At 43.3% G+C, this 13,810-nt stretch carries 10 protein-coding genes; 1 reads left to right on the top strand and 9 read right to left on the bottom strand.

The features are described 5' to 3' along the window. Positions 1-92: 92 nt before the first annotated feature. The 3 genes from G588_RS0111065 to G588_RS0111055 form a co-directional block, all read right to left on the bottom strand. Entirely contained in the window at positions 93-1,925 is a 1,833-nt protein-coding gene (locus G588_RS0111065) for a hypothetical protein (RefSeq protein WP_022778803.1), read from the bottom strand. Positions 1,926-1,959: 34 nt separating this feature from the next. Beyond that, positions 1,960-4,368, bottom strand: coding sequence for a toll/interleukin-1 receptor domain-containing protein (locus G588_RS0111060; RefSeq protein ID WP_022778802.1), 2,409 nt, complete (start codon positions 4,366-4,368; stop codon positions 1,960-1,962). 100 nt (positions 4,369-4,468) lie between these two features. Beyond that, complete coding sequence (locus G588_RS0111055; RefSeq protein WP_022778801.1) at positions 4,469-6,028, bottom strand: ion channel; 1,560 nt, start codon at positions 6,026-6,028, stop codon at positions 4,469-4,471. Between the two features lie 235 nt (positions 6,029-6,263). Between G588_RS0111055 and G588_RS0111050 the strand changes: the two genes are divergently transcribed. Continuing rightward, entirely contained in the window at positions 6,264-8,825 is a 2,562-nt protein-coding gene (locus G588_RS0111050) for a bifunctional diguanylate cyclase/phosphodiesterase (protein ID WP_022778800.1), read from the top strand. A gap of 55 nt (positions 8,826-8,880) precedes the next feature. On the opposite strand, the gene rsgA is transcribed toward G588_RS0111050, so the two are convergent. The 6 genes from rsgA to G588_RS23060 form a co-directional block, all read right to left on the bottom strand. Beyond that, the gene (gene rsgA, locus G588_RS19965; protein WP_022778799.1) at positions 8,881-9,858 is read right to left on the bottom strand and encodes a ribosome small subunit-dependent GTPase A; all 978 of its coding nucleotides are present in this window, start codon (positions 9,856-9,858) and stop codon (positions 8,881-8,883) included. Positions 9,859-10,212: 354 nt separating this feature from the next. Next, complete coding sequence (locus tag G588_RS19960; protein WP_330361416.1) at positions 10,213-10,461, bottom strand: CatA-like O-acetyltransferase; 249 nt, start codon at positions 10,459-10,461, stop codon at positions 10,213-10,215. A 66-nt stretch (positions 10,462-10,527) separates the two neighbouring features. After that, on the bottom strand, positions 10,528-11,583 hold the full coding sequence (locus G588_RS23375) for a DUF3795 domain-containing protein (protein ID WP_022778797.1): 1,056 nt from the start codon (positions 11,581-11,583) through the stop codon (positions 10,528-10,530). A gap of 34 nt (positions 11,584-11,617) precedes the next feature. Beyond that, positions 11,618-12,454: an AraC family transcriptional regulator gene (locus tag G588_RS0111030; RefSeq protein ID WP_022778796.1), complete on the bottom strand. Its 837-nt coding sequence runs from the start codon at positions 12,452-12,454 to the stop codon at positions 11,618-11,620. 232 nt (positions 12,455-12,686) lie between these two features. After that, entirely contained in the window at positions 12,687-13,232 is a 546-nt protein-coding gene (locus tag G588_RS23065; protein WP_242830361.1) for a hypothetical protein, read from the bottom strand. Next, the gene (locus G588_RS23060) at positions 13,216-13,701 is read right to left on the bottom strand and encodes an ORF6N domain-containing protein (RefSeq protein ID WP_242830360.1); all 486 of its coding nucleotides are present in this window, start codon (positions 13,699-13,701) and stop codon (positions 13,216-13,218) included. The genes G588_RS23065 and G588_RS23060 overlap by 17 nt, the downstream gene beginning before the upstream one ends. Positions 13,702-13,810: the final 109 nt, after the last annotated feature.

Below are 13,810 nucleotides of genomic sequence, written 5' to 3'. Positions count from 1 at the left end.
TGCCACGCAAGGAAATACCGCACTTATTTACAAATTTATTTCAAAAAAATTACGGGCCGCTTAAATCTTAAGCAGCCCGTTACTTTATCATATTATTCAGTTACCTCAGTCTTATTGATAATGCCGCATACCGCCTTGACGTTATCTCTGTCCACCTGCTTGTAATCATGCTTCTTGCCTGTAAGATTCGTCTCAAATTCGGAAAGGGCATCTATCTTATCCCAGGGGATAAGGCAGGCATGACGCCGTTTGACTACATCCTTGGTAAGATTGATAGAAGGATCCTTCTTGTACAGTTCTGCCCTCTCACTGCGCTCATCATCGGTCATCGGCTGATATCCGATTGCATAATGGAAGCCCATCCATCTAAGATGCTCGCACCTTGCCAGATTCTCCAGAAGCTCACCTCCGATACTGTCTGCAGGCGTCTTAGCAAGGCCCAGACGTCTGATAAGTCCTGAGAGATAATCCGCGCTGGCACAGCAGCTCATGCGGCTGAAGTAATCACAGCTCTTCCACTGTTCCTCAGGGTCTCCTTCTTTGCAGTAATAATGATTTATTTCCTTGGCCAGAGCATCAAGGCTCCTGCCATACATGATCTCCTTGTCAAAAACGCTGGTGGTTACGCAGTCCTCACCCTTCTTATTGCGGATGATCTTGTCGTCATAACACTGATAAATGGGTAGCGTTGCTCCATTGTCCGAGAGAATATCCATGATTCCGTAGGTAATCTCCTGTCCAAGGCTCTCATTTCCCACCTCCACCGTTATAAGACTTAATCGATTGGCTTTTTCCTTAACATAATCAGCAAACCTTATGCTTCTTGCATCTGCTGCTTCAAACTTAATATCATAGTTTTCCAGAAGTCCCGGATATCTTGAGGAAAAGAATCCGTTTACCTTTTCATAACAGGAATCAAAAATATGAACATGAAGAGAACTTCCCTCGAACTGCGCAACCGGAACTAACTTGCGAAGGATCTCCTGACCGATGCCACCAAAGCCCACCATAAGAACATCAATGTCCTTCGTAGCTCTCCCCTTGTCGTCAAAGCTCATCACATCAGCAATTGGATACTTCCACGTCAGGAGCCTGGCGGTGAGTTCTGTCTGCTCAAAAGCCTTGACCTTACCATACCCGTAGTCTGTTCCCAGTGCCAGCAGCTCATTTCCGATACTTGAGGCTCTTGCAAACATCACAAGCTCAGTGTTTTCAGGCTGGATATTTGCTCTCTTAAGGCAGTTCATCATCTTATGGGCGTAGGAATAATTCTTTTCATAATCCCCGGATAGGACGCTGACTCTTATCCTTCTTTTGCCGTCTTTGAGAGCCAGCCTTTTTATGAACTTATCGCTTGGCTGCATAGCATCAGGATCCGAGTAGACAAGTGCTCCGGTACGGTTCAGATAACTGTCGGGGACACTTCCGCCGCCCACAAATACCAGTGCGACACGTCCTTCCTTGCACAGCGCCTCGCCAAGCCTTAAAGTATTATCATCAATCCCATAGATGATCTCTATATCCCTGAATCTAAGAAGCCAGGTACGAAAGCTCTTAAGTATGTCTTTACCTATAACCAGAATTAAAGCGCTTATTACCGAATAATAGGCAAAAAAGTGCACGATCCAGTAAAAGCATGATGTGAAAATGTTCTGCCCCACCACCTTTACAAAGGAGTCATGGGCGCTGTCACCGGCATTTCCAAACATCCTGCTGACATGAACAACGGTCCTCAGAACCGCAATTGGGGGCAGCTCACTAAACTGGGAAGCATCTATATTTCCATAGATGACAAGTCCTCCTGCGATGGCCACCAGAAAGGAGATACCTGTCCATTTTTTTACATGCTCAGTATCAACCGTAAACCATATGATAAGGGTCAGAAACACTGCTGCTGCGATCAGAATAATTATCACGTTACTCATACTCTTTTACCTCTCGTTTATCTTAAGGTCACCGTTACTTAAGTCCGTATTTCTGCTTGATGGACCCCGGCGGAGCATAATCCGCCAGGTACTCATCGGCCATTTTGCATATCCCCTTGTAGTCCACAAAAGGAAGCAGATATTCACCCTCGTTGTCGTATACTATAATCCCTTCGTTTGTTTCACCGAACACAGAACCTATCTCACATACTATGCGCATGTCCTTGTCAAAAATATATATCTTCTCTCCTCTTAGTACGTAGCTTCCGGTAAGATCACTAAGCCCAAATGAATAGAAGTTATCCTCGGAAGTGGCAAAGGAGCTGACTTTTTCTCCCGTTTCAGCATCGTAAATGCAGGCTGTGTGGTTACTAAGAGCCGTCATAATATACTTTTTGTCCTCAGAGTAATAAATAAAATCAACAAGTCTCTGATTTACATCAAATTTCTCGCTGTCTGTGAAGACCTCCTCCGGAAGATAGGACTGCATCATCTCCGTATCAAAATCACCGTCATAGCGCGCTGCCAGAGTACTTGTCTTATCTGAATAACGGGTCACATAGCTCTCGCTATTGAAAACACAATAGAGATCACCGTTCTTGTAAGATGCGTCGCTGACTGCCAGACTGGGAACCGTCTTAAAGAACACCTCGGTTGCATCTGCCTGATTGTACTCGCTGCAGCTAAAGACTTTGCTTCCACCGGTCAGATAATACAGTTGACCATCTTCTATCCAGGCTTCGAAAATGTTCCCCGGTGCATAGTATCTCTTAACAAGCTCGCCTGTTTTTGGTTCAAGAATTGCCACTTCCGTCTTGCCGCATATATACAGGTATTTATCGGATATCCTGAAAAAACCGTAGATAACCTCAAAGTCTTCAAGGGTTGTCTTCCACTTCTCCTTTTTGGATTCCGGATCCATTAAGGTAATGTCGCAGCTAAGAAGTTCACCCTCGTATCTTCCGGCGGCAACATACAATACATCATCTCCAAGGTATACCACAGGCTCCCGGAAGGATTCCCCTTTATACAGATCAAGCATTTTACCATCTGTTGTATTTATCTTGACCAGGAAGTAGTTCTCTTCCATTTCGGAAAAGCAGCAGGTAAGCACATTCCCTGACAGCCATGCCTCCCGGATACTTACAAATTCTTCGAAAACATCGCTGTGGTCGAATTTGAAAAGAATCTGTCCACCGTCTCCCACAGCGTAGAGAATGTTGTCGAAACTGTCTATAAGCACCATTGTCCCATCATCAACCACGAAAAAGCTTGCATCTGCGGGGACTTCCACCGGGGTACTCTCTTTTGTCTCAAAAGAATAGTAATAACAGTTTTCACCGTTACCCCAGAGCACACCTTCTTCACCGCAGAATGCAGACTGGATCCAGCCATTGTCACTTACGATGGTATGAAGAACACTTCCCGTCTCCGCATCGCACACATAGGCGACCTTGTCCTCATTTAGCAGCACATATTTGCCGTCTCCTGATACATAGAAGTTGTACAGCATAGATCCCGCATCGTAGGCGCAGACAGGCTCATGACCTCCTGACATCTTGTATACATCCATGGATTCATACAGTGCCTTAAGCGCATCTGCGTTATATCCTTCCTCTTCATCATCAGGAAGAACGCTCCTGACAGCATAGACAGCATCCTTTCTCCTTCCGGCCTTCATAAGATTTCCCGAGGCTGCAGCCATGGATGAGGCAAAACTGTCCTGAAGCTCTCTGTACTGCTTGTTAATGGTCACATTCTGAGCGCTGATCTTGATCAGCATTACGGTTGCAAAAATAGCAAATGCCAGGACAGCCGCTCCGATACTGCCAAAGATAGTCGCCAGCCTTCGCATTCTCTGCTCTCTGTGCCTTTGCTTAAGGTCATCATAATTAAGCCCGAACATTGCGGCGCAGAGCTTGATCACTGCAATATCCATGGCCTTCAGGACCTCTTTTTTGGTGCCGCCCCTGGTATCTGCCGCAAGCGGCTCCAGTTCGCGCCTTGTTATAATGGTCTCGCCGTTTTCTGTTGTAGTCTCTATGTCCTCATAACACAGAATCTCGGGAAAAGAATTGACCGGCTCATCCTCAGCCAGCACAACCAGAATGTGGTCCCTTGGATGGGTCTGCAAAAAGACCTCGATCTCCTTCATACACCATCTGGACTCAGGATATCTGGGCGTACAGATGGTTATGAGAAAGTCCGAGTTAAGAAGCGCCTTGCTGATAGGGTCGGAAAGATTGTCCGTAAGAGGAAGCTCGTCCACGTCGCGAAAGACCCGCTCTATCTTTTTCTTTCCGCTTGCTACCTTAGGAAGCACAGACTTAGGGAGTTTGAAGCTCTCCAGCTTTTTATGGAGATTTTCAGCCACAAAGCTGTCAAACTCATTGTGCCTGTAGCTTATAAATGCATCATAATGAAGATCGTTTCCTCCTGACATATTGGTCACCCCGGGCGCTTATGCGCGTGTTCGCTCAAGACCATGTTTACGATTTATCATGATACAATTATACTGTTTTTTATGTACAATTAAAACAATTTTATAAATTATCTATCTTCGACAGAAGTTCCCAGGAATAGGCATCCTTGGCCTGTTCTTCGTAAGGAAGATCGTCAAAGGGAACCAGCAGGTTATGCTCTCTCGCTGAATCATTCCGCACAGCGGCGTAGTGCCAGTTATTAACGATATGAAAACGAGTCCATCTCTCATGCTCCAGATGCCACAGCGTAAGCTTCTGCTCATCGGTCAGCGCCTTGTAAGCGGCATAGGCTTCCCCGGGCGTCGCAGCCTTAAGAATTCCAAGCTTGACAGGCATGTGATCCGCAACTTCCTGGTTTGACTGCCTCTTGAAGGCTGACAGATAGTTCCAGTCAGGGGCTGCTGCGTTATCCTTTCTGTAGGTCTCATGCATACCGATGGCAACACGGCTCATTTTTTCCTTAAGGACGAACTCTTCTGTATAGATATCCTCTATTGAGCCAAAGGTGGTCACCCCGGAGTCATTGATCTTTCTGGAATACAGAACATGGAACTGCTGGTCCTTATTTCTGATCGCATAATATTTGCGGAGCCTGCTAAGGACAGTGAGATTAACGCTTTCATCGAAGTCGCAGATAATGATTCTGTCGGCATTTTCAATTGTCTCTCTGTCTTCCATCCAGGAGGCCTGATGATAGATTATGCTGTCCACCGTTTCGCTCTTTTTATCGATGGAAAAATAATCGCCAAGGTAGTAGTGCTCTTTCCTGAAGGTATTAAAGTCTCCGAACAGATGATATTCAACGCTCTGCGTAACCTTATAAACATTTCTCTTCAGGGCATGCTCAAGGATACTGCTGCTGTACTCTCCATCACCGATGATCACTATCCTTTCGTCATGTCCAAGATCAGCTCTCAAAGGATAGGCGTTCCAGTAGAGCCTGCTGATATTCTCATATTTGCTAAAGCATACCAGATTAACGGGAATTATCTCCGGAACATACTCCGTGAGGCAGTAGCAGTGGAAGGGTAAAATATTGTCCCTAAGGTATCTGTTGCACTGATCATAATACTCTGAATAGTTCTCATAATCATTGTCACAGTCCCTCATAAAAAAGAGATGCAGCCTTGATTTATCACCTTTTAAACTGATGATCTTTTCGAAGGAACAGTCGATAGGCAGTACACCTGAGGGAGTGAAGTCATTGATTTCCCCGAGGCATATGAAGATTCCTTTGCCATGGCTCTTAATGTCACTTATGAGAAAGCTCGTTTTTTCATTTATCTCTGAAAACACATACCAGTTCTCATCTCTGTGCCTTTTAAGCCTCCAAAGTTTGATGCCGTCGGAATTGAAGGTACTGATGATAGTCGCCAGCAAAAAGCCCATCAGCCCCATGCTTGACAGTATGAATATAATACCGATGATCTTGCCCCATAATGTCACAGGATACAGATCTCCGTATCCGACAGTGGTAAGGGTCACTACCATATACCACAGCGCATCGCCTATGCTGGTTATGGAAGAGCCACCGGCTCTTGCCTCTACCATGTATAGGAGGCCGCAGAGTACCAGCATTATCAGACATATAACACCTATGTAGCCAAGTTTTTTCTTCATACATTTGTCCCCCGAAGACTTCAAGTGATCCTGTACCACATCTATACTTAAGCATATCAAAATGTCCTGTTTCTCTGCAAACCTTTTTGTATCCCGCCCCATATCTTAATAAACATTATACTTCATAAAAATTATCTAAATTACGATAACCAGATTTCTGATAGTGCTAGAATAATTATGATGGTTAACTATTGTGACCTGATATTTTCATGCAATGATCAGAGGATTTGTAACTATGAGTACTGCCATTTTACCGGAGGGCAAAACCGAATATTTGATAAATAACCTTGATCGGGCGATTAGTGAAGGATGGATTGAAATATATACCCAGCCTGTAGTTCGCTCGTCCAACGGCAAAGTAAGTGAGGAAGAGACGCTGGCAAGGTGGGACGATCCTGTCCTGGGAGTACTTAACCCCTCCGAATTTGTTCCCGTGCTTGAAGCAGCTGATAAAATTGAATTCCTTGACCTATATATACTGCAAAAAGTTCTGGAGAAGATGCATAAACAGCGTGAAATGGGGATGGATCTTGTAAGAAATTCCATCAATTTTTCGCTCCTGGATTTTCAGCAGGAAGATATCATAGACAAAATTGATGACCTGGTCACTTCTTTTGATATCCCCAAAGACAGAATTGCTTTTGAGATCTCAGAAAGCTCTGTTTTAACTGAAAACACGAAGACTCATCCACAGTTGGAATGCCTCCATAAGCTGGGCTACAGATTTGAGCTGGACGATTTCTGCTACAATTCGATCGCGCTTCTTTTGTCTGGCAAGATCAGATTTGATACTGTCAAGCTGGACATGGCGCTGACCAGACAGATCCCTGATAATCCCATCGCCCAAACCGTTTTATCCGAGCTGACAAAGATGTCCTCCAAGCTTGGTCTTGATACCATCGTTAAAGGCGTAGAGACTAAGGCGCAGGCAGATTTTTTAAGCGAGATCGGTTGTGCTAAACTCCAGGGCTATTACTTCAGCAGACCGGTTTCCGTAGCAAGCCTCTTTGAATTATCAGCAGATAAACAGAATTTCCTGTTATTAGAGCGCACAGAGGAGGAACCCTATTATAATGCTGTAGACAGGATGAGTATACACGAGTTATCCATTACCGATGTAAACAGCGAGGTTCTTGGTAATTATCATAACACAATACCGATCGCCATCATCGAAGTTGACGGTGATGAGCTTACTATTTTGCGTTCCAACAAGGACTTTACGAGATTTCTCCGGGATGATTTTCATTTCGACAGTTCCAAGTCAACTATATCAATCAAAAATCATGAGAACAAACCCGGAATTTACGCCCTTAATTCGATCAAACAGTGCATATCCATCGATGCTCCCATGGTTATTGATGATAGAACCCCTACCGGAAAAACTGCTCATATCATGCTGCAAAAAATCGCACACAACCCGGTATCGGACAAGAATGCGGTCTTAACAGCCATCATTTCTATTGAAGAATCTAACACGATCACCGATTCTCTATCCTTTAATTATATTGTCCGCGCGCTGTCAGCTGATTACGTGGCCATGTTCTTTGTAGATATCAGAACAAATAACTATGTAGAATATCGTTCTGATGGTGCGAATCGCGATGTAACTGTTGAAAAAAGAGGCGATGATTTCTTCTATGATGCCGGAAACGACGTCAGTAAACGGACTTATCATGAAGACAGACAAATGTTTAAGGAAATCTGCACCAAGGAAAACATCTTAAGAGCCATAGACGAACAGGGCAGCTTTTCCATAACCTACAGATTAGAAGACAAATTCGGAATACGTTATGTAAATCTAAAAGCAGTAAGAGACCGAAGCAATAGCAACCACCTGATCATTGGTGTAAACAGTGTCGATGATCAGATGAAACAGCAGGAAGCCTTTCTGGCAATTCAGAAGGAGAAGGTGTCCTATTCAAGAATGGCCGCCCTTGCCGGAAATATCTATGCCGTTTACACAGTAAATATCGATAATGATTCTTACTCTGCTTATAAAACCGGCGAAGGCGAGAGCTATATCGGTTTCAAAGAAAAGGAAGAAGATTTCTTCAATGAAACGAGACGCCGAATCAAAGATCTGATTTACGAAGAAGATCTGGAGGGCTTCTTAAAGGTCATAAACAAAGAGACAATAATCAAAAAAATCTCAGATGATGGTGTCTTTGAATATACCTACAGATTACTTATGGATAACAAGCCTACTTACTTCATGTTCAAAGCCGTAATAATATCTGAAAATGGCGAGCCCAAGCTGATAGTCGGTATCGTAAATATCGATGCTCAAAAGAGAAGGGACGAGAAATATGCAGAGACTCTGTCCGCTGTAGAAAATATTGCCCTTAAGGACTCCCTTACCGGAGTAAAGAATAAGCATGCCTATGCCTTGGCAGAAGAAGAGTTTTCTTCGCAAATTGCCTCCGGTGAAGCTCTCGAATATGCAATAGTTGTTTTTGATCTGAATAACCTTAAGCTTGTAAACGATACTTATGGACATAAAAAAGGCGATGAATTCATAAAGGAAGGCTGTAAGATCATCTGCAAGACCTTTGCTCACAGTCCCGTATACCGCATAGGAGGAGATGAATTCGTGGCCATTGCCAAGGGCACGGACTATGAAAAACTCGATTTCCTCATGGGTGTCATAGACATGAAAAATAACGAAAACAAGATCCGCGGTAAAGTAACCATTGCAGCAGGCACAGCCCGCAGTTCTAAAGGTCTTTCCTTCAATGATGTATTCAATCAGGCCGATACCTGTATGTATGAAAAGAAAAAGAAGATGAAGCAGCTGTAAATGCCTTTCATGGCATCTACGCTGCCTTATCTTCTATTCTGTCATGACCTTATCATCAAATCTGAATATTTTCTCTTTTGAACTTCTTAGCCGCCTTGGCCCACTTGGATATTTCTTTCTTCCTGGCATAGTTTCTGGTATTTTCTGCACTGAGGGATTTGTATAGTATGTAACGTTCAGCGGACAATTCTCCGTTTTCTATTGCCGCTTTTATAGCACAGCCAGGCTCTGTATCGTGCTTGCAGTCACTGAATCTGCAGCACCTCTCAAGTTCCAGGATGTCTGAAAAAGTGTTGTCGATTCCCTGCTCTGTGGCCGCCATTCCCAGCTCTCTCATACCGGGAGTATCGATGATAGATACGCCGTTTGGAAGCTCGATGAGCTGCCTGTGGGTGGTGGTGTGTTTTCCTGTGGAATCGGATTCTCTTACCGCGGAGGTTCTCATTATCTCTTCCCCGGCAAAGGCATTTAACAGCGTTGACTTTCCTGCGCCTGATGAGCCCATGAGGCAAATAGTGACGCCGGGCCTCATATACTCCTGCAATTCATCCACGCCAATTCCATATAGCGCAGAAATTGCATGAACTCTCACCTTATCGGATATACTCTCCACTTCTCTTATGTACCTGCCATAGTTGCTGCAAAGGTCTGATTTGGTCAGCACCACAACCGGTGTGGATTTCCCCTGAAGAACGACGCTCACATATCTGGCAATCCTGTTGTAGCTGTAGTCCTCATTAAGGGATGTGACTATAAAAGTGTAATCCACGTTAGCCACCATGTACTGCATTACCCCGGTCTTAGCCTGATCGGGCCTTTGCAGGAAGCTCTTTCTCTCACATACCGAAAGGATGGTGGAATCGCCCCGGCTGTTATACAAAAATGTAACATAATCTCCCACAACCGGGAGCTTGTCCGCATCCTCTTCGTAGAAGTTGCCTTTTAACTTCGCCGGAAGCTCCTGTTCTTCAAATCTGATCTTGTAACTGTTCTTGCTTATTTCTGATATTCTTCCAATATTAGTATTATTCAATTCTTTGTCTCCTCATATTTTCATTAGTCAGGTTAAGTTACTTGCGCATAGTATGGAGACCCGGTCATGGAAGTTTGCCTGAAATGGCACTGAGTGTAAAATAGAAAAACCGTAGCTAAAGAAGCCACGGTTGTAAATTCATAAATATATAAGCCTGATAAAAACTGTTAAAAGGCATAAACCGAGGTCCTCATACAATATGAAGTTGCAATGTCTGTTATGTACTTTACACTCATTATTATGATTTCCTCGCTTTCTTTAGTATTTTTTTACTACAATGATGATTCTATCACCGATAAAACGTAAATGCAATTGTTTATTAACTAAACTATCGCTTTCCTTCAATGCTGGAGGTCAGGTATTGCAGAAAGCTGCCATTTCCTTCTCCAGCAGTCTATATACATTTGCCACAAGAAAGCCATCTGCTATGGCATGATTAAGGCGCACCGTCACCGGCATCATGAGTCTTCCGTTTTCCTCTCGGTATTTTCCCCAGTTGATGATCGGAGGAAAATAAAGATAACCATCCGGCAGCTCAATATTCAACGAATCATAGGACAGCCAGGAAATATAGGATGCGTCAAACCAGTTCGGAAGTAAAATGGCGAAAAACGCCGCTTCTATAGTATTCTTTTTTGTTCACAACCTTATAGTTCATTTCACCCTTCTTCAGTTCTTTTCCAGTATTTCAAATGCTTTTTGGTAGTCCTGTCCGAGAATTTCCTGGGTCTTCTGGAAATCATATTTCTCATGTAGTCTGGTCTGGACTTTCAGGAATTCCTTTTTACCATATTTCCTGATATATAAGGACTGAGCTTTGGCAGCGTTTGCGCCATCATTTGAAGGCACAAAAAAGCCTTTATTACAGGTCTCAATTTCGCTACATTCGTAGCAGCCGTCAATCCCTTTTTCTTTACAACATTTTACATTTGGACAGATCCTGCCTTCAGAACATGTAGCAAAAGAACAAACATTATAGCTTGTCCTACAGCCTCCGCACCATTCACCCAGGAAACAATGATTGCATGACAAGCCGCATATTGCCACAGGGTCGACACCTTTTCTGGCGTTCTTGCATAGTTTATCTTTTATGCGCCTCATGGCCTCTATATGCATGATCCAGTGGCGGGAAAAAGGCATCTGTATGAGGCCCTTTATATCCTTGCCACACCAATAGTCGATAAGCCAGAATGCGTTCTCATCTTCACTGACACATTTGCTCTTTATAAGCTGAGTCTTTGTCTCGCCTTCAAACTTTCTTTTTAAGTCCTTATAATTGAGACCTTTGAGAAGCTCATCGCTTGCTTCCTTTACAGCCTTGGCATACAGATAGAGCTGCTCGACATTCAGTTTCTTTGAAAACTCAGCAATCTCTTCTCCCACAAGTTCATTCCCGGTTGTAATGATGGGAGAGCTCGTTTTTTCCAGGAAACCTTCCCTAAACAGAATCTGCTCATCTTGCGCGATCATCTCATGGGCAACGATATCTTCAATCCTGAAAATATGCCATATAGAATAGGCCAGCGTCTTGCTATGATATCCGTCGACGCCGGGAAATGGCATCTGATAAAAAGCCTCCTCAGGGTAGCCTTCTACGATCCAGGTGACCTGCTGGAACATCTCATCTCTGAATGCGATTAGTTTCTTGGTAGCTTCATCAAAAGTCGCCTCTTTGGATAAAAGGCGTTGCACCTCTTTATTCTTCTCCGACCATTCTTTGTCCATAACGCAGATCACCTCCTGAAGCTTCGCTTACCTGTTACCTCTTTTTTACCGGAATGCAGATCTCGCTGACATAATCAGCTGCTGAGGGGTCTCCCGGAAGATAGTTCTCGATATCTACATCCGGGATCAGCTCGTACTCAGACACCGGAAGCCATTCCTTGTAGATACGCTCCCACATATCCTGTATTGCATTGGGGGACGGACCGACACATTTAAATACTGCCCAGTCATATTCGGGAATATGGATAACTTCAAAGCCTTCAGGCACGCCATCTACATCCGATGCCTTGCAGCCAATGCCGTACTTAAACTCATCGCTTCCGCTTTTCACCTGAGCGCATACCCCCAGATACCCCGGAATCTTTCTGTACTCCTCATTGGAATAGTACTCATCCCAGAACTTCGGTATCTCCGTTTCACTGGTTTCGGCATTAAACAGCTTAGCATGTACGAGAAGATCCATCTCTTCCCATTTCTCAATCTTGTATTCCATGATACTGCCTCCTTTAATCGTGATCTGGACGGTATACCTGCTCATGAACTGGATAGGCTCTCCTTTTTTGGCCTGCGCAGGCGACACACCGTGAAACCTTGTAAAAGCTTTGGTAAAGCTCTCCGGTGAATTGAATCCAAACTTAAGTGCAATATCAATAACTTTCCCATCTCCCTTTACCAGCTCCGATGCGGCCTGAGACAATCGTCTTTTTCTCAGATATTCCGCCGGAGACATTCCTGTCAGCAGCGTGAAAGCTCGCTGGAAGTGGAACGCTGAAAGATTAACTGCCTTGGATATATCCGCCAGGGTTATATCCTCTGTCAGATTCTCTTCCATGTATTCTATTGCATCGTTTATGGTCCTTACCCAATCCATTTGGTATCCCTCCTTTCACTTAAGATTTTAAGGCGGTAATAGATTGCAATCCTGTCCTTGATTGCTTTGTTTTGTCATTTTTCTTGGCGGTGGTAATGGAGGCGATGAGCTTTCTTCTGATTGTTCCACATTTTCTGTGCCTCCAAAGAATAACCATCTATCTGCATAGATGTGGAAACACGAGTATATAGATATACTTTTGGTTTTTCTTTTCCCAATTATATCATCTCCTTTAGATTTTTTTATCCGGAAGTTTTAACAAAGCATCAATAACCGGGCGAACCATTTGTACTGATTCTACCTTGTTAATAGCACAGAGCTTTCGTCCTGCATCCTTACTTGATGCTCCACAGTGGAATGCCTGCTCTGTTGGAAATCCATAATCGAGAACAATAAGTCTATCATGACAATCCGGATTTGGTTTAATCCGAAGCGGTGGGTACTGGTTTATAAAATCATTAACCACAGATGTAGTAAGAAATCCTCTTTTGCCATGTCCATTTTCTGTGAAAAGAACAACTTCGACCCCTGGATTTTTCTGTGATAGTAACTGTAACGATTTAGCATTCATATAATCGTCAACAACATAAATTGATTTTGCTGCCTGCTGATAGATATCTATGTAAGCCACATCAGCTTCAAACTTCTGACCTTTATAGATTATAAAATTCTTAAAATCCTTATCCGAAACAAAATTTTCATTCAGGGTATCAATACTCTTCTGAATATCTTCAATTGCCTTATCCGTTTTCTTCTGATGATCAATTGCTCCTGCCATTTGCACAGATAACTCTGAAACCTTTAGCAGTAACCATGCTCATTTCGGACTGAGTTACAAACTGCTGATTCTGACGGATATAATGACGCATTTCCTTAAAAGCTCGCATAATAAAAATGCTTTGTTGCTCAGCTAACTCACCTCTAAGAACTGTAGCTAACATATAAATTCCTTGCTCTGTAAAAACATAAGGCATTTTTCTTCTACCACCATCCTGCCCTTCAAAAAATGAATCATTCCGTGAAGTCGCATTTTGCGACTTCACCAAATCAACTTCCTCTCTTGTCAATTGAAACATAAAATCTTCCGGAAATCTGTTTATATTTCGTTTAACCTGCTCATTTAATCTTTTGACTTCATATCCATAAATATCAGCTAAATCACTGTCGAGCATCACCTGTTGCCCGCGTATCGTATATACACAGTTTCTAATAGACTCAACTGTGAGTAAGTCTGTTGTATTTTTCATAAACACTATATCCCTTTGCATTTCCTTTTTTGAAGTCACAAATTGTGACTTCATATATTCTATATTCAAACAATGTGATTTTTGTGGTCGCAAAAATCGACCGCAAACC

It is taken from the genome of Butyrivibrio sp. AE3009 (assembly GCF_000420845.1).
GTDB lineage: Bacteria > Bacillota > Clostridia > Lachnospirales > Lachnospiraceae > Butyrivibrio.
The sequence above is the reverse complement of the archived record's forward strand: the minus strand, read 5'-3'. Positions and strand labels throughout refer to the sequence as shown.

Excerpts from the sequence above, each read along its gene's own strand:
- G588_RS0111065 (WP_022778803.1), bottom strand. The coding sequence starts at position 1,925 with ATGAGTAACGTGATAATTATTCTGATCGCAGCAGCAGTGTTTCTGACC.
- G588_RS0111060 (WP_022778802.1), bottom strand. The coding sequence starts at position 4,368 with ATGTCAGGAGGAAACGATCTTCATTATGATGCATTTATAAGCTACAGG.
- G588_RS0111055 (WP_022778801.1), bottom strand. The coding sequence starts at position 6,028 with ATGAAGAAAAAACTTGGCTACATAGGTGTTATATGTCTGATAATGCTG.
- G588_RS0111050 (WP_022778800.1), top strand. The coding sequence starts at position 6,264 with ATGAGTACTGCCATTTTACCGGAGGGCAAAACCGAATATTTGATAAAT.
- G588_RS23375 (WP_022778797.1), bottom strand. The coding sequence starts at position 11,583 with ATGGACAAAGAATGGTCGGAGAAGAATAAAGAGGTGCAACGCCTTTTA.
- G588_RS0111030 (WP_022778796.1), bottom strand. The coding sequence starts at position 12,454 with ATGGATTGGGTAAGGACCATAAACGATGCAATAGAATACATGGAAGAG.
- G588_RS23065 (WP_242830361.1), bottom strand. The coding sequence starts at position 13,232 with ATGGCAGGAGCAATTGATCATCAGAAGAAAACGGATAAGGCAATTGAA.
- G588_RS23060 (WP_242830360.1), bottom strand. The coding sequence starts at position 13,701 with ATGAAAAATACAACAGACTTACTCACAGTTGAGTCTATTAGAAACTGT.